General features: G+C 64.1%; 19 protein-coding genes. 10 read left to right on the top strand and 9 right to left on the bottom strand.

Annotation, left to right across the window (positions count from 1 at the left end):
* Both SMA01S_RS24910 and SMA01S_RS22845 read left to right on the top strand, forming a co-directional pair.
* A partial coding sequence (locus SMA01S_RS24910) for a polyketide cyclase (RefSeq protein WP_066827681.1) occupies positions 1-251 on the top strand: 251 nt, incomplete at its 5' end.
* A gap of 47 nt (positions 252-298) precedes the next feature.
* Positions 299-925, top strand: coding sequence for an ATP-dependent Clp protease proteolytic subunit (locus SMA01S_RS22845; RefSeq protein ID WP_066827679.1), 627 nt, complete (start codon positions 299-301; stop codon positions 923-925).
* A 117-nt stretch (positions 926-1,042) separates the two neighbouring features.
* Here SMA01S_RS22845 and SMA01S_RS22840 read toward each other — a convergent pair whose 3' ends face one another.
* Together SMA01S_RS22840 and SMA01S_RS22835 are read right to left on the bottom strand one after the other, a co-directional pair.
* Positions 1,043-1,369, bottom strand: coding sequence for a GIY-YIG nuclease family protein (locus SMA01S_RS22840; RefSeq protein WP_066827677.1), 327 nt, complete (start codon positions 1,367-1,369; stop codon positions 1,043-1,045).
* 142 nt (positions 1,370-1,511) lie between these two features.
* Positions 1,512-1,964: a GatB/YqeY domain-containing protein gene (locus SMA01S_RS22835; protein ID WP_066827675.1), complete on the bottom strand. Its 453-nt coding sequence runs from the start codon at positions 1,962-1,964 to the stop codon at positions 1,512-1,514.
* A gap of 104 nt (positions 1,965-2,068) precedes the next feature.
* Here SMA01S_RS22835 and carA point away from each other — a divergent pair, with 104 nt between their 5' ends.
* From carA to SMA01S_RS22810, 5 genes are all read left to right on the top strand, one after another.
* Positions 2,069-3,232 (top strand): glutamine-hydrolyzing carbamoyl-phosphate synthase small subunit, encoded by a 1,164-nt coding sequence (carA, locus tag SMA01S_RS22830; protein ID WP_066827673.1) that lies wholly within the window; start codon positions 2,069-2,071, stop codon positions 3,230-3,232.
* 17 nt (positions 3,233-3,249) lie between these two features.
* Positions 3,250-3,684, top strand: coding sequence for a hypothetical protein (locus SMA01S_RS22825; protein ID WP_066827671.1), 435 nt, complete (start codon positions 3,250-3,252; stop codon positions 3,682-3,684).
* A 6-nt stretch (positions 3,685-3,690) separates the two neighbouring features.
* Positions 3,691-7,014, top strand: coding sequence for a carbamoyl-phosphate synthase large subunit (carB, locus tag SMA01S_RS22820; protein WP_066827669.1), 3,324 nt, complete (start codon positions 3,691-3,693; stop codon positions 7,012-7,014).
* An 82-nt stretch (positions 7,015-7,096) separates the two neighbouring features.
* Positions 7,097-7,573: a transcription elongation factor GreA gene (greA, locus tag SMA01S_RS22815; RefSeq protein ID WP_066810540.1), complete on the top strand. Its 477-nt coding sequence runs from the start codon at positions 7,097-7,099 to the stop codon at positions 7,571-7,573.
* A gap of 86 nt (positions 7,574-7,659) precedes the next feature.
* The gene (locus SMA01S_RS22810; protein WP_245649405.1) at positions 7,660-8,316 is read left to right on the top strand and encodes a rhomboid family intramembrane serine protease; all 657 of its coding nucleotides are present in this window, start codon (positions 7,660-7,662) and stop codon (positions 8,314-8,316) included.
* 71 nt (positions 8,317-8,387) lie between these two features.
* Here SMA01S_RS22810 and SMA01S_RS22805 read toward each other — a convergent pair whose 3' ends face one another.
* The 5 genes from SMA01S_RS22805 to SMA01S_RS22785 are packed head-to-tail and all read right to left on the bottom strand — an operon-like array spanning position 8,388 to position 10,279.
* Positions 8,388-8,618 carry a DUF4170 domain-containing protein gene (locus tag SMA01S_RS22805; RefSeq protein ID WP_066827665.1) on the bottom strand — a complete coding sequence of 77 codons (231 nt, stop codon included), beginning with the start codon at positions 8,616-8,618 and terminating at the stop codon, positions 8,388-8,390.
* Positions 8,619-8,658: 40 nt separating this feature from the next.
* Positions 8,659-9,111, bottom strand: a complete 453-nt coding sequence (locus SMA01S_RS22800) for a hypothetical protein (RefSeq protein ID WP_157094110.1) — start codon at positions 9,109-9,111, stop codon at positions 8,659-8,661.
* Positions 9,112-9,143: 32 nt separating this feature from the next.
* A complete protein-coding gene (locus SMA01S_RS22795; protein ID WP_066827662.1) occupies positions 9,144-9,431 on the bottom strand; it encodes a DUF3618 domain-containing protein in 288 nt (95 codons plus the stop codon).
* Entirely contained in the window at positions 9,431-9,784 is a 354-nt protein-coding gene (locus SMA01S_RS22790; RefSeq protein WP_066827661.1) for a phage holin family protein, read from the bottom strand. Before SMA01S_RS22790 ends, SMA01S_RS22795 begins: the two co-directional genes overlap by 1 nt.
* 15 nt (positions 9,785-9,799) lie before the next feature.
* Positions 9,800-10,279 carry a hypothetical protein gene (locus tag SMA01S_RS22785; RefSeq protein WP_066827658.1) on the bottom strand — a complete coding sequence of 160 codons (480 nt, stop codon included), beginning with the start codon at positions 10,277-10,279 and terminating at the stop codon, positions 9,800-9,802.
* Positions 10,280-10,454: 175 nt separating this feature from the next.
* Between SMA01S_RS22785 and eno the strand changes: the two genes are divergently transcribed.
* The 3 genes from eno to SMA01S_RS22770 all read left to right on the top strand — a co-directional run bounded on the left by eno (position 10,455) and on the right by SMA01S_RS22770 (position 14,132).
* Positions 10,455-11,735, top strand: a complete 1,281-nt coding sequence (eno, locus tag SMA01S_RS22780) for a phosphopyruvate hydratase (RefSeq protein WP_066827656.1) — start codon at positions 10,455-10,457, stop codon at positions 11,733-11,735.
* Positions 11,736-11,954: 219 nt separating this feature from the next.
* The gene (locus tag SMA01S_RS22775) at positions 11,955-12,272 is read left to right on the top strand and encodes an FtsB family cell division protein (protein WP_066827655.1); all 318 of its coding nucleotides are present in this window, start codon (positions 11,955-11,957) and stop codon (positions 12,270-12,272) included.
* A gap of 87 nt (positions 12,273-12,359) precedes the next feature.
* Positions 12,360-14,132, top strand: coding sequence for a DUF885 domain-containing protein (locus SMA01S_RS22770; protein ID WP_066827653.1), 1,773 nt, complete (start codon positions 12,360-12,362; stop codon positions 14,130-14,132).
* Positions 14,133-14,288: 156 nt separating this feature from the next.
* On the opposite strand, the gene SMA01S_RS22765 is transcribed toward SMA01S_RS22770, so the two are convergent.
* Positions 14,289-15,731, bottom strand: coding sequence for an MFS transporter (locus tag SMA01S_RS22765; RefSeq protein ID WP_066827685.1), 1,443 nt, complete (start codon positions 15,729-15,731; stop codon positions 14,289-14,291).
* The gene (locus tag SMA01S_RS22760; RefSeq protein ID WP_066827683.1) at positions 15,728-16,126 is read right to left on the bottom strand and encodes a cupin domain-containing protein; all 399 of its coding nucleotides are present in this window, start codon (positions 16,124-16,126) and stop codon (positions 15,728-15,730) included. Before SMA01S_RS22760 ends, SMA01S_RS22765 begins: the two co-directional genes overlap by 4 nt.
* Positions 16,127-16,223 lie beyond the last annotated feature (97 nt).

The following is a 16,223-nucleotide window of genomic DNA, read 5'->3' as shown; positions in this document are numbered from 1 at the left end:
ACAAATGGCTGCCCGAGGAGGATCTGGCCGATGCCGCTCCGGTCTCCACCGCCCCTGGCGAGGAAATCCGCTACGCGATGCGCGACGGTGAACCGCCGTTCCTCGAAAGCGTGGTTACCTTCCAGGTCAGGCCCGGCGCGGAGGGCGGCTCGATCCTCAGGGTGGTTCACGGCCTGACGGATGCGCGGTTGGTGCCACGCAGATTGTTGGCGGCGAACAATAACGGCCCGTTGATGATGCTCGCCGCCTGACGTCTCGGCCCACCCGGCAAAAATTTCAGCAGATCAGGAGTTCGCCGATGCGCGAAGCGATGCAACTCGTCCCCATGGTCATCGAGCAATCCAGCCGTGGCGAACGCTCGTTCGATATCTATTCGCGCCTGCTCCGCGAGCGGATCATCTTCCTGAACGGGGAGGTGAACGACGCCGTGGCCGCGCTCGTCTGCGCGCAATTGTTGTTCCTGGAGGCCGAAAATCCCCGCAAGCCGATCCAGCTCTACGTCAATTCACCCGGCGGTGTCGTGACCAGCGGCCTCGCGATGTACGATACCATGCAATACATTCGCGCCCCCGTTCACACGCTCTGCATGGGGACGGCGCGATCGATGGGCTCGTTCCTGCTGATGGCGGGCGAACCCGGCGAACGCGCCGCCTTGCCCAATGCCAGCATCCTCATCCACCAGCCGTCGGGCGGCTTCCAGGGGCAGGCGTCGGACATGCTGATCCACGCCGAGGAAATCTTTCGCACCAAGCAGCGCATGACCCGGCTCTACGCCGAGCATTGCGGTCGCACCTATGAGGAGTTCGAGGCCGCGATGGACCGCGATCGCTTCATGACGGCGGAAGAAGCGATGGAATGGGGACTGATCGACCGCATCCTCACCGAACGTGAGGTTGGGACGATGGGCGGCGATGGAAGCGCCTGAATTGCGGGAGTCGCGTGCGGTTTGTTGTGGGGAGCGAGGGTAAGACTCGCCCCCGCGTTATATCACGCTATCGCCGCATCCCTGCCGGGTTTGGCAACTGGGTGGAATGGGGTTGCGTCACGTGCCGCCCATCTCCGTTCGTCCTGAGCTTGTCGAAGGACGTGTTCCACGCGACGCGGCCAGTTGGGACAATAAAACCCAGTCACCCGCAATCAGCGCCTCTTTCTTGGCTCTGGACCAGCCTTTGATCTGCCGTTCGGCGCTCAAGGCTTCGATCCTTGTGCCGAAGTCCTGCGACCACACGAGTACGACGGGCTGTCGGCGGGCAGTATAATCGCTGCCGCGCCCCGCCTGATGCATGCCGATGCGAATCTCGAGGTTATCGGTATGACCGGCATAATAGCTGCCGTCGGAGCATTTCAAGAGGTAAGCCCAGAACGCCATCCGAGAAGGATGGCAGGATGGGGTGATTCGATCGAGAGGCTTAGCGCGAACACGTCCTTCGACAAGCTCAGGACGAACGGAGTAGGGGAGGCGCGGGGACCAGCGCTGCCGAGGCGTCGCCCCCCGGTCCGGCGTCGGCTATTTACGACAACGCCGCCTTCACCAGCCCACTCGCCTTGGACATGTCCAGATTCTGCGCATGGCGCGCCTTCAGCTCCGCCATCACGCGGCCCATGTCTTTCATGCCGCTCGCGCCCAGCTCGGCCTTGATCGCCTCGATGGCCGCGCTGGTCTCCGCCTCGCTCATCTGCGCGGGCAGGAAGCGCTCGATCACGTCGATTTCGCTCTGCTCGACATCGGCGAGTTCCTGGCGGCCGCCCTTCACGTACATTTCGATCGATTCGCGGCGCTGCTTGACCATTTTCTGCAGCACTTCGGTGACGAGCGTGTCATCCTCGGTCGGCTGCGCCTTGACGCGCTCCTCGATGTCGCGGTTCTTGATCGCGCTCTGGATCAGGCGGATCGCGGCGGTTCCCTGCTTGTCTCCGCCTTTCATGGCGGTGACGAGGGCGTTCTTGATGTCATCTCTTATCATCAGGCCCACATAGCGACGCCAGCCGGTTGACGCGAGGGGGGTAGGGGTCTAGCTGCCGGGCCTTAGCGACATCGCTGCCCAAACCAACGGAGTGCCCGCCGACGATGGCCGACGCCAAGCCTTTTGCCGTGCCCGAAGGGGCGACCGGATGCCTCGTTCTAGCATCGGGGGACGTGCTTTGGGGCCGCGGCTTCGGTGCCGAGGGCCAGGCGGTCGGCGAAGTGTGCTTCCACACCGCGATGACCGGCTATCAGGAGATCATGACCGACCCGAGCTTCGCCGGTCAGATCATTACCTTCACCTTCCCGCATATCGGCAATGTCGGCGCCAATCCCGACGACGTGGAGGCGGACATGCCGCACGCGCTCGGCATGATCGTGCGCGAGGACGTGACCGAGCCCAGCAACTTCCGGTCGGTCGAGCGGCTCGACGACTGGATGAAGCGCCATGCGCGGGTCGGGCTGGCCGGGATCGACACGCGCGCGCTGACCAAGCGAATCCGGACGGGCGGCGCCCCCAACGGCGTCATCGCGCATGCCGCCGACGGCAAGTTCGACGTTCCCCTTCTGCTCGACATGGCGCGCGCCTGGCCGGGGCTGGAAGGCATGGACCTGGCGATCGCGGTCACCACCGAGATGGATTACGGCTGGGAAGGCGGCGTCTGGCGGCTGGGGTTCGGCTATGGCGGGGAGGGGCGCGAGGATGACCGTCCCCATGTCGTCGCCATCGATTACGGCGCCAAGCGCAACATCTACCGCAATCTGGTCAAGGCCGGCGCCAAGGTCAGCGTCGTCCCCGCCACCGCGACCTTCGACCAGGTGATGGCGCTCAAGCCCGACGGCTTTTTCCTGTCGAACGGCCCGGGCGACCCTGCCGCTACCGGCGAATATGCCGTACCGGTGATCCAGCAATTGCTCGAGACCAACATTCCGCTGTTCGGCATCTGCCTCGGCCACCAATTGCTCGGTCTGGCCGTGGGCGCGAGCACGACCAAGATGTTCCAGGGCCATCGCGGCGCCAACCATCCGGTCAAGCGCCTCAGTGACGGCAGGGTCGAGATCACCAGCATGAACCACGGCTTCGCGGTCGAACGCGACAGCCTGCCGGCCAATGCGCGCGAGACGCATGTGTCGTTGTTCGACGGGTCGAATGCCGGGCTTGAGTTGACCGATCGTCCGGCGTTCAGCGTGCAATACCACCCTGAGGCGAGCCCTGGGCCGCAGGACAGTTTCTATCTGTTCGAGAAGTTTGTGGGCTCGTTGCGGTGATTGCGGTTACGGCTTTGATGCTGGCGACCGGCGCGGCGGTCGCCCCTGGGCAAATCGTCGATCCCGATTTTGTCGGGAATTTCGGAGTATGGAATGTGCGTTGCCCACCGGCTCCGCGCGATACGTTCGACCGTTTGCAGTGCGAAGCGAGGGCTGTGGTTGACGATGTCGCGATCGTCGCACGGCGGGAGAATGAAGAGGTCCAGTTCGAGCTGTCGTCCCCGAAGTGTCCGGGGGTCGTAGCCGAGGCCAGTGCACCGCGAAATTCGCTCAACCCCCGCAATCGGAACTTAGGCTTGTCTGTGTCGCAGATGATCCAGGGTGTTCTGAGCGGCACGCTTTCACTTTCCATACCTCGATGCGAAGCGTTCGAAACCCGCCTCGTGTTCAATCGCACCGAAACAGATCGCGCGTTCGAGATCGTCACCTCGTCTCGCAGACCGAAGAAGTAAAAGATAATGCCCAAACGCACCGACATCTCCTCGATCCTCGTCATCGGCGCCGGGCCGATCGTCATCGGCCAGGCGTGCGAGTTCGATTATTCGGGCACGCAGGCGATCAAGGCGCTCAAGGAAGAGGGCTATCGCATCGTCCTGGTCAATTCGAACCCGGCGACGATCATGACCGATCCCGAGCTGGCCGACGCGACCTATATCGAGCCGATCACCCCCGGCGTCGTCGCCAAGATCATCGAGAAGGAGCGCCCTGATGCGGTGCTGCCGACGATGGGCGGGCAGACCGCGCTCAACACCGCTTTGGCGCTCGCGCAGGATGGCACGCTCGAGAAATTCGGCGTGATCATGATCGGCGCCGATGCCGAGGCGATCGACAAGGCCGAAGACCGCCTCAAGTTCAAGGACGCGATGACCAAGATCGGTCTCGAAAGCGCGCGCTCGGCGATCGCGCATTCGGAGGCCGAGGCGCTGGAAGGACTCGAAAAGGTCGGCTTGCCGGCGATCATCCGCCCGAGCTTCACGCTGGGCGGGACCGGCGGCGGCGTCGCCTATAACAAGGACGAGTTCATCGACATCGTCCGCAAGGGGCTCGACGCCAGCCCGACCACCGAGGTGCTGATCGAGGAATCGCTGCTCGGCTGGAAAGAATATGAGATGGAGGTCGTCCGCGACCGCAAGGACAATGCCATCATCGTCTGCTCGATCGAGAATGTCGATCCGATGGGGGTCCACACCGGCGATTCGATCACCGTCGCGCCCGCGCTGACGCTGACCGACAAGGAATATCAGATCATGCGCAACGCGTCGATCGCGACGCTGCGTGAAATCGGTGTAGAAACAGGTGGTTCGAACGTTCAGTTCGCAGTCAATCCGAAGGACGGCCGTCTCGTCGTCATCGAGATGAACCCGCGCGTGTCGCGCTCGTCGGCACTGGCGTCGAAGGCGACCGGCTTCCCGATCGCCAAGGTCGCGGCCAAGCTGGCGGTCGGCTACACGCTCGACGAGATCACCAACGACATCACCGGCGCGACGCCGGCGTCGTTCGAGCCGACGATCGACTATATCGTCACCAAGATCCCGCGCTTCGCGTTCGAGAAGTTCAAGGGAGCCGAAGCCGTGCTGTCGACCGCGATGAAGTCGGTCGGCGAAGTGATGGCGATCGGCCGCAACATCCACGAATCGCTGCAGAAAGCGCTACGTGGGCTCGAGACCGGCCTGTCGGGGTTCAACACGGTCGACCGCCTGGTCGGCGCGCCGCGTGACGAGATCGAGGCGGCGTTGGCCGTGGCGACTCCCGATCGGCTGCTGGTCGCGGCGCAAGCGCTGCGTGAAGGCTTCACCGTCGCCGAGGTGCATGCGATCGCCAAATACGATCCGTGGTTCCTCGAACGCATCGCCGAGATCATCGCCGCCGAAAACGAAGTGATCGCCAATGGCTTGCCGCAGGACGCACCCGGCATGCGCCGCCTCAAGTCGATGGGCTTCAGCGACAAGCGGCTTGCCTATCTCGCGGTGCAGTCGGTCGGGCTGCGCGACCGTTTCCCGGCGCGTAGCGGCCTGATCCACGAAGCGGTCAAGGCGATGGCCGGCGGGGTCAATGAGGACGAAGTGCGCGCGCTGCGGCACAAGCTAGGCGTGCGCCCGGTGTTCAAGCGCATCGACACCTGCGCCGCCGAGTTCGACGCCAAGACGCCGTACATGTACTCGACCTATGAGGCGCCGAGCTTCGGCGCGCCCGAGTGCGAAAGCCAGCCGTCGACGCGGCGCAAGATCGTCATCCTGGGTGGCGGTCCGAACCGGATCGGGCAGGGGATCGAATTCGACTATTGCTGCTGCCACGCCTGTTTCGCGCTGGCGGACGCCGGGTTCGAGACGATCATGATCAATTGCAACCCGGAGACGGTGTCGACCGATTACGACACCTCGGACCGGCTCTATTTCGAGCCGCTGACCGCCGAGGATGTGCTCGAGATCCTCCATACCGAGCAACAGGCGGGCGAACTGGTCGGCGTGATCGTCCAGTTCGGTGGCCAGACCCCGCTCAACCTGGCTCGCGCGTTGGAGAAGGCTGGCATTCCGATCCTCGGCACCAGCCCCGATGCGATCGACCTGGCCGAGGATCGCGAGCGGTTCGCGGCGTTGGTCAACAAGCTTGGCCTGCACCAGCCGGCCAACGGTATTGCGCGCAGTCGCGACGAGGCGGTCGCGGTGGCGGAACGCATCGGCTATCCCGTGCTCATGCGCCCGAGCTATGTCCTCGGTGGCCGCGCAATGGAGATCGTCGACGGCACCCAGCAGCTCGACGATTATATCCAGACCGCGGTCCAGGTGTCGGGCGATTCGCCAGTGCTGATCGACCAATATCTGCGCGACGCGATCGAGGTCGATGTCGATGCGATCTGCGACGGCACCGACGTCGTGGTCGCTGGCGTGCTCCAGCATATCGAGGAAGCCGGCGTTCATTCGGGCGACAGTGCCTGCTCGATCCCGCCCTACAGCCTGCCTGACGATATCATCGCCGAGATCGAGCGCCAGACCGACTTGCTGGCGCGGGCGCTCAACGTGGTCGGCCTGATGAATATCCAATTCGCGGTCAAGGACGGCAAAGTCTATCTGATCGAGGTCAATCCGCGCGCCAGCCGCACGGTGCCGTTCGTCGCCAAGGCGATCGGATCGCCGATCGCCAAGATCGCCAGCCGGGTGATGGCGGGGGAGAAGCTCAAGGACTTGCCGGTGATCGATCGCGACATCGGCTATTTCGCGGTCAAGGAAGCGGTGTTCCCGTTCAACCGCTTCCAGGGGATCGATCCTGTTCTCTCACCGGAAATGAAGTCAACCGGCGAAGTCATGGGAATAGATCAGGATTTCACCGCAGCCTTCGGCAAGGCCGAACTCGGCGCGGGGACCATCCTGCCGGAGAGCGGGACGGTGTTCATCAGCGTCAAGGACAGCGACAAGCCGGTCGTCCTGCCCGGCGCCCGCGCGCTCGCCGATTTCGGCTTCACCGTCGTCGCGACCGGTGGCACGGCGGATTATCTCAGCGAGCATGGCGTGCCGGTCGAACGCGTCAACAAGGTGGCGCAGGGCCGTCCGCATATCGTCGACCGGATCAAGGACGGCGGCATCGACATGATCTTCAATACGACCGAAGGCTGGCAGTCGCTCAAGGACTCGCAGCCGATCCGCCAAGCAGCGGTCGCGCAGAAGATTCCGCACTTCACCACGGCCTCTGCGTCGGTCGAAGCTGCAAAGGCTATTGTGGCACTTGCAACACGGTCACTTGAAGTTCGGCCGCTGCAATCCTATCATTCGCACTCGCACAATTGATCCCCTCACAAGAGAAACAGGTGCGGGCGGTTCCGGAACGGGCCGCTTGGGGATGAATATTTGGAACGAGGGACCAGGGGTTATGGCGACTGTTGAGAAGATGCCGATGCTGCAAGAGGGCTATGAAAAGCTCACTGCGGATCTGCGCCGTCTCAAAGACGAGCGGCCCCAGATCGTCGATGCGATCGAGGAGGCCCGCGCGCACGGCGACCTGTCGGAAAACGCCGAATATCATGCCGCCAAGGAGCGTCAGGGCCAGATCGAGGCGTCGATCGCCGATATCGAGGATAAGCTCAGCCGCGCGCAGATCATCGATCCGACCGAATTGTCGGGCGACAAGGTCGTGTTCGGCGCGACGGTGACGTTGCTCGATGACGACGAGAAGCCGGTAAAGTATCAGATCGTCGGCCAGACCGAGGCGGACGCCAAGAGCGGCCGCATCTCGTACAATTCGCCGCTCGGCCGCGCGCTGATCGGCCGCAAGGTCGATGACGAGGTCGAAGTGTCGGTGCCGGCCGGCGACCGCTATTACGTCGTCGCCAAGATCGAGTTCATTTAGAGCATCGCGCGGAAAAGTGGGTACCGGTTTTCCGCGAAAGCGATGCGACCACAGAGAAACAGAGCGGCGTGCATGATTTATAAATCATGCGCGCCGCTCTAAACCCGATGCATTTCCGCGATGCGCCGGCGACGTACGGGATAGCGATCCTGACCGTCGCCGTGTCGGTATGCGCGATTCTGTTCGTTGCACCCGACCTGGCAGCGGTCACCGGCGGGTTCATTCCCGGTCGCGTTCCCGACGTGCCGATCGCCAATTATGCCGGCTGGCTCGTGCCCGTCTGGCTGACGCCGCTCAGCGCCACCCTGCTGCATGGCGGGTGGATGCATCTGTTCTTCAACATGGTGATGCTGGTCTATTGCGGACGCGAGGCTGAGCGCGCGCTTGGATCGGTCAGCATAGCGGCGCTCTATGTGGTCGGCGCCTACGCCGCCGCGGCCGGGCAATGGGCGCAGGATCCGGCTGCGGTCATGCCGATGATCGGCGCCAGCGGCGCGATCTCCGCGCTCGTGGCCGCCTATGCGATGTTGTACGGCGGGAGCCGTACGCCAGGCGTGGGGCCGCTGCCCGCCGGACTTATCCACGCTTTGTGGCTGGGTGCGGCCTGGACTGGGATTAACCTGTTGATCGGATTCGCGACGATGATGGGCCAGCCGGTCGCGATCGGCGCGCATATCGGCGGCTTCATCGTCGGCCTGGTCCTGGCGCGTCCACTGCTGCTGTGGCGCTATCGTAAGGCGTAGCGCCCGCTACCCGTTACGCCTGGCATCACCCAGCGTGAGGCTGGGATGACGACGTAGCGGATGCAGATATTTTAGCCGTGCGGCGCCTGCAGGTCGGGATCGGGCTCGAGCAAGCGGTGCAGGTGGACCACCACGAACTTCATCTCGGCATCGTCGACCGTGCGTTGCGCAGCGGCGCGCCACGCTTTTTCGGCCGAGGCGTAATCGGGATAGATGCCGACGACCTCAATGGTCTTTTCGTCGAAATCGAGAGTCTGCGGATCCTTGACGCGGCCGCCGAACACGAGGTGGAGCTTGCTCATGCCCCACCCCATAACCTGCTGCGGTGCAGCGTTGAAGCGCCTATTTGGACTTCTTTGCCGGCTTTAACGGCGGCGCCTCGGCTGCGGTACGGTTGAGCGCCGCGTCCCCCGCGCTCGACACCGCTTTGGCCACCTGGTCGATCAGCTTCGAAACCTGCGCCTTGGCGGCGTCCTTGCTGAGCGGCAGCGAGCCGAGCTCCGCCTTGGCGGCATCGCGCGCGGCTTCGGCGGCGCCCGCCGCGACACCGGTCAGGCGCTTGCCGACCGAGCCCAGCAATTCCGTTTCGCGTTTGGTCTTGGGCAGCAGCGCACCCGCCGCCAGGCCGATCGCGATCCCGCCGGCAATCACCGCGAGCGGATTGGTCTCGATCGCCTTGCCGGCGCGTTCGGCGACCTTGCGCGTTTCGTGAAGCGCGTCGTTGGTCGCGCCGCGTGCGGTCGCCAGGGCGCTTTCCACGCGGCCGCTCTGTTTGGTCTCTGCTGTCTCGGTCATATCCATGTCCCTCTTGTATGGGGTCGAACTCTTCATGCGTCGGTCGGTTGCCTTCGGAGCAGGCGCGCGAGCGGTTTACGCGCGATAAATGCGGTCAACAGCGCCGTGATACCGATAGCGGGCAGGGGGTTGCGCTTCACCGACTCGATTCCGGACCGCGCCATTTCGCCACCGACCTCTTTCAATTCCTCGATCGCATCGCGAGCGAGGGCGCTGGGCTTCAGCCGCGATTGCAGCGCAACGACGGTCCGCGCCAATTGACGGCGTGCGTCGACGGAGTTGGTTTCCGCCTTGGCCAGTTCCTCGTCGATCAGGTTCACTATCGGCCATCCTTGTCGGTGATCGCGGTCGCCTTCTTGACCAGCAGCCAGGCGCCCCAGCCCATGATCGCGGTTACCAGCACACCTCCGCCGACGACGATCAAGGTCGCCCATCCCGGACCGACCAGCCAGCGCAAGGTCATCAGCAACCCCACCAGCGCCGCCACCAACACCGCTTGTGCGAGCACCAGCGCGCCGATTCCGAGCAGGATCGCGTTGCGCGCCTCGTCCAGCCGTGAGAACAGCCGCGCGCGATAGAGTTTGACCTCCGCCCGAACGAAATTCTCGCCATCGTCGATCAGTCGGCTGACCAGCGACGTGATGCTCTCGTCGGGCTGCGGTTCCCCCTCCACGCGCGGCCGCTCGGATCAGGCTTTGGTGTCGTTCGACGGCTTGTCCGACGGTTTGTCGGCCTGACCATCGAGCCCTGCCTTGACCAACCGCGCCAGGACGAAGCCGATCGCGGCGGCGGTGCCGATCGCCACCGCCGGGCTTTTCTTCACGAATTCGCGCGCATCGTCGATGATGTCGTCGACCTGCTTTTCCTTGAGCGCGCCCGAGAAGTTGGCGACGGCGTCGGCGGCGGAGCGGGCATATTGGCCATATTGCTCGCCGACCTTCTCGTCGACCGTGCCGGCGGCATCCTGCAGCATCTTCGCCAGCTCGTCGAGCGCGGTGCCGGCGCGGCTCTTGCCATCCTCGGCATAGCCCTTCGCCTTTTCGCCGGCGTCGTTGGCGAACTTGATCACATTGTCCTTGAGCGCCTGGGTGGCGTTTGGCTTGTCACCAGTCGTCCCGCCGGCGGTCCCCGTGCCGTTCGGCGTTTCGTTCGATGCGGTATCGGCCATGGTACTCTTCCTTACTGGTTCGCTGTCGACAGAGGTCGACAATCGCTGTTCCATATCGACAACCAAGGCGGCGCTTGCCGGTTCCGTCTGGCGGGACAAGCGATTTGCCGCCCGCGCGCGAAGCCGTTAGAGCGCCGCCGCGACGCCCCAATCCCTTATCTAGGAAGACCGTTCCATGACCGCAATCATCGACATTCACGGCCGCCAGATCATCGACAGCCGCGGCAACCCCACGGTCGAGGTCGAAGTGATGCTCGAGGACGGGTCGTTCGGTCGCGCCGCGGTGCCCTCGGGCGCCTCGACCGGCGCGCACGAAGCGGTCGAACTGCGCGACGGCGACAAGAGCCGCTGGTCGGGCAAGGGCGTGCAGAAAGCGGTCGACGCGGTCAACGGCGAGATCGCCGACACATTGCTCGGCTTCGATGCCGAGGATCAGGCCGAGGTCGACGCCGCGATGATCGCGCTCGACGGCACGCCGAACAAGGCGCGGTTGGGCGCCAATGCGATCCTGGGTGTCAGCCTGGCGACTGCGAAGGCCGCGGCCGATGCGCGCGGCCTGCCGCTCTATCGCTATGTCGGCGGGGTTAATGCGCACGTTCTGCCGGTGCCGATGATGAACATCATCAATGGCGGCGAACATGCCGACAACCCGATCGATTTCCAGGAATTCATGATCATGCCGGTCGGCGCGTCGTCGCTGTTCGAGGCGGTGCGCACCGGATCGGAAATCTTCCACACGCTCAAGAAGATGCTTCATGAGAAGGGCCTGTCCACCGGCGTCGGTGACGAAGGCGGCTTCGCGCCGGACATCGCCAACACCACCGACGCACTCGACTTCATCATGCGGGCGATCGAAGGGGCAGGGTATACGCCCGGCGACGACGTGATGCTCGCGCTCGATCCAGCCTCGACCGAATTCTTCAAGGACGGCAAGTATCACATCTCGGCCGAGGGCAAGGTGCTGACGCCGCACGAAATGGCTGCCTATTACGCGGACCTGGTCGCCAAATACCCGATCATCTCGATCGAGGACGGCATGGCGGAAGACGATTTCGAGGGCTGGAAGGCGCTGACCGACATGGTCGGCGACAAGGTCCAGCTGGTCGGCGACGATCTGTTCGTGACCAACCCCAAGCGGCTGGCCGACGGCATCGAGCGCGGCCTCGCCAATTCGATCCTGGTCAAGGTGAACCAGATCGGCACGCTGACCGAGACGCTGGCGGCGGTGTCGATGGCGCAGCGCAATTCGTACACCGCGGTGATGTCGCACCGTTCGGGCGAGACCGAGGACGCGACGATCGCCGACCTGGCGGTCGCGACCAATTGCGGTCAGATCAAGACCGGCAGCCTGGCGCGGTCGGACCGGTTGGCCAAGTACAACCAGCTGATCCGGATCGAAGAGGAACTGGGCGACGTCGCGGTGTTTGCCGGGCGGAGTGTGATCCGCGGAAAGTAAGTCGGTCGTCGTCATACCGGACTTGTCCCGGCATCCGGCTTCCAACAACGGCTGAGTTCCGTTGTGGGGGCTGGACCCGGAAAGAGTGCGGGGTGGCGACCTGACCTGTTGCTTGCCGGTCACTCGCGATTCAATTCATCGCCAATCCGATTCGATTCGGCGAAACATGGTTAAATACGGGGTTGATCCGCGAGTCGCGGTGCGCGAGAAGACCAAAAGATGTCGTCCCGCCGCCGCACCACTTTCGGTTCCGTTTTTCGTCGTGCCGCCTTTCCCGCGCTCGCGTTGGGGATCATGGCGTTTTTCGGCACCTATGCGGTTGTCGGCAGCAACGGCGCGCTCGCCTATGGCGATTACCAGCGCCTGCTCGCCAAAAAGCAGCAGCAGCTTGCCGAGCTCAAGCAGAAGCAGACGGTGCTCGCCAATCGCGTCCAGTTGCTCGACCCGAACAAGGTCGATCCGGATATGGCCGACGAGCTGACGCGCAAGCAGCTGAACGTGGTTAATCCCAACGAGGTCGTCGTCCCGCTCAAATAAGCGGCCGCGGGTTGATGTGGAGCAAGCGCACTGGCGTCGCGCCGCGCAATCTGGCAGCACTCCATCCTATAAGGTTCGGAGAGTCCAATGAAGTTCAAGCTGCTGGGCGCGGTCGCCTGTATCGCGCTGGCGTCGTGTCATTCGTCGACCACTTCTTCCAACGTCAACGCAACGAACGTCAACGAAACCGCCGTCGCCAACACGACGGCGCCAGTACCGGCTGGCCCGTCTCAGCAATGGGCGCACTTCCGCGATGGCTTTATCGACGGCTGGTTCAAGCTCGACCCCGCCTTCGCGGTCTATCAGGGCAAGCACGAGTTCGACGGCGTGATGCCCGACTGGAGCCCGGCCGGACTTAAGGCGCAGGCCGATTTCCTGCACAAGGCGATCACCGATGCCCAGGCGTTCGACAAGGCCAAGCTGTCCAAGGAGGATGCGTTCGAGCGCGATTATCTGATCCAGGTCGCGCGCGGAAAGCTGTTCTGGCTGGAGGATGCCGACCAGCCGCACACCAATCCGGCTTATTATGTCGGCAACGGCCTCGATCCGAACACCTATATCGCGCGGCCTTATGCCCCGGCGAAGGTGCGGATGGAGGCGCTGATCAAGTTCTTCCGCCAGGTGCCGTCGGCGGTGTGGAACATCCGCACCAATTTGCGCACGCCGATGCCCGAGAGCTTCATCAAATATGGTGTCGCGGCGTTCAGCGGCTTCGCAGATTATTATCGCGGTGATGCGCGCAAGGCGTTCGCCAGCGTCCACGACAAGAAGATGCAGAAGGATCTGAAGGACGCCTCCGAAGCCGCGGCGATCGTGACGGGCGACCTCGCCAAATGGCTCGGCAATCAGAAGAAGACCGCGACCAAGGATTTCGCGCTCGGACCCGAGAAGTTCCAGCGCATGCTTGCCGAGACCGAAGGCGTCGACACCCCGCTCGATCAGCTCGAGGCGGCGGGCAAGGCGGACCTAGCCAAGAACCAGGACGCGCTCAAGCAAGCGTGCGCCAAATATGCGCCGAAGAAGACCATCCAGGCGTGCATGGACAAGATGTCGGCCAACAAGCCGGCCGGCAACGATCCGGTCGCCGAGGCGCGGCGCCAGATCCCGATGCTGCGCCAGTTCGTGGTGTCGCACGACATCGTTTCGATTCCCGGCACCGAACAGGCGCTGGTCGAGGAAAGCCCGCCCTATAACCGGCAGAATTCCGCTTATATCGATCCGCCGGGACCGTTCGATAAGGGCATTCCGTCGGTCTATTACATCTCGCCGCCCGATCCGAGCTGGCCCAAGGCCAAGCAGCTCGGCTTCGTGCCCGGCAAGATGGACCTGCTGTTCACCTCGGTCCACGAAGTGATGCCGGGACATTTCGTCCAGTTCCTGCATGCCAACCGCTCGCCCTCGCTCTTCGGCCAGCTGTTCGTCGGTTATGCCTATGCCGAGGGCTGGGCGCATTATGCCGAGGAAATGATGTGGGATGCCGGCCTGGGGAATGGCGACCCCGAGACGCATATCGGCGAATTGTCCAACGCCCTGCTGCGCGATTGCCGCTTCCTGTCGGCGATCGGAATGCATGCGCGCGGCATGACCCAGGCGGATTCGTACAAGATGTTCCGCGAGCAATGCTATCAGGACGAAGGCAATTCGGACCAGCAGGCGGCGCGCGGGACCTACGATCCGGCGTATCTCAACTACACGCTCGGCAAGCTGATGATCCGCAAGCTGCGCGACGACTGGACCGCGACGCGCGGCGGACGCAAGGCGTGGAAGCAGTTCCACGACCAGTTCCTGTCCTATGGCGGCCCGCCGATCCCGCTGGTGCGCGGCGCGATGATGGGCACCGAGGCGAAATCGGTTTTTTGAGAACTTAACCCTCTCCCGCTTGCGGGAGAGGGAGGGGCCCGCCGCGAAGCGGTGGGAGGGCGAGGGTCTTCTTTCTTCTTCCCAGCGGATAGCGCCAAAAAAGAAGAAAGAAGACCCTCACCCAACCCTCTCCCGCAAGCGGGAGAGGGTTGAACACTATCGCGTCGTCTTGAGGGTCGGTACGTCGCTTTGAACTTCGGTCCGTGTCGGATTGCGGATTGAGGGGCGCAGGCGCGCGATGCTGCAAAGGCCGGCGACCGCGGCGAGCCCGACCGACACCAGCGGGGGGACGCGGCCCGATCCGATGCCCAGCGCCAACAGGAGGGCCACCACGGTCGCACCGGTGGTCTGCCCGGTCAGGCGCACGGTGGAGATCAGCCCGCCCGCCGCCGCCGCGCGTTCGCGCGGCGCGCTGCCGATGATCAACCGCGCGTTGGGCGGCATGAAGGTGCCGAACCCCGATCCGCACAACGCCATCCGCCAGGCGATGTCGAAATAGCTGGGGTGATCGGGCAGGAAGGCGATCAACAGCAGTGCGGTGATGCTGATGCACATGCCGATGCCGCCGAGCAGCCCAGCCGGAATGCGGTCGGACAGCCAACCGGCCATCGGCGCCACGATCATATTCGTGAGCGGCCAAGGCGCGATCGCCGCGCCAACCATCGCTGCGCTGAAACCGAATTCCTGGGTCAGGCGGAACGGCGTCGACAGCAACAGGGTCATCGAGGCGATGAAGGCTGTATAGGCGCCGATCACCGACAGCGCGATGACCGGGCGGTCGAGTAGATCGAGCGGCAGGATCGGATTGGCGTCCCCCCGCTCGCGGCGGACGAAGAAATAACCGATCAAGGCGCCAGTCGCGACGATCGCGCCCGACACTACCGGACTATCGCCGTGCACTGCGCTTTCCGCGCCGCCGATGATCAGCCCGAACATCGACGCGCACATCACCGCACCGAGCAGGTCGAAATTGGCGTGGCGCGGCTTCGGGTCGGGCAGCGCGTGACCGAGCAGCAGGCTGAGCAGCGCGAACGGAATCGCGCAGGCAAACACCCAGGGCCACGGCGCGACAGCCAGCACCAACCCGCCGATCGTCGGCGCGGCGGCGGCCGAGCTTGACACGATGACCGAGTTTATGCCGAGCCCCCGGCCCAATTGCTTCGACGGATAGGTCGAGCGGATCAGCGCCGACGACACGCTGAGCGCGCCCGCCGCGCCGATCGCCTGCGCCGCACGGACCACCAACAGGAACGGCAGGCTCTTGGCGAAGAAGCAAAGCAGTGTCGCGACGGTGAAGATCAGCTGCCCGACCTGGTACATCCGCTTCAGCCCGATCCGCTCGCCGAGCCCGGCAAAGGGCAGGAGCAGCATCACCAGCATCAGCTGGTAGACGGTGACGATCGCGACGACCGAGCTCGAATCGACCTTCAAGTCGCGGGCGATCGAGGGAAGCGCGACATTGGCGATACCGCCGTCGATGATGATCAGCGCGGTCCCGCAGCACAGCGAACCGATCGCGAGATAGCGTCGCGGCAGGGACAGGCCGTCGCTGGGCGCAGGCTCTATTTCGGGATCGTGAAGGTCGACCTGTCCGTTCATGCCGGGCTCCATCCCGGCGGCGCCAGCTCGAACCCGCCGAAATCGAACCCCGGCGTCACCACGCAGCTGACCAAGGCCCAGCGGTCGCGCGGCTCGGCCGCCTGCCAGGCGCCGGCCGGGACCAGCACTTGCGGATTGTCGGGGCCGAGGCGGTGGTCGCGCGTCTCGCCGTCTTCATGGATCAGCAACGTGAGCGGGTGGCCATCGTTCCAGATCCACAATTCGGCGGCGTCGACACGATGCCAGTGCGAGCGTTCCCCGGCATCGAGCAGGAACAAAATTGCCGTGGCGAGATCGCGGCCGCCGCGCGGATCTGGCGCGCGCATCGTCTCCCGGAACCACCCGCCCTCGGGGTGGGGGGCGAGGTTCAGGCGGGCGACGAGCGGATGCGGCATGCGCAAGCCCATGCTCCCGGAAATCGGGCCAGGACAACCCCAAAAGGGATTATGATTCACGAACGCGCGTCACCCGGCTCTTGCCCTCTCCCGCTTG

This window comes from Sphingomonas mali NBRC 15500 (assembly GCF_001598415.1).
Taxonomy (GTDB): domain Bacteria; phylum Pseudomonadota; class Alphaproteobacteria; order Sphingomonadales; family Sphingomonadaceae; genus Sphingomonas; species Sphingomonas mali.
Note: the sequence above shows the minus strand (reverse complement) of the source record. Positions and strands in the feature narration are given on the sequence as shown.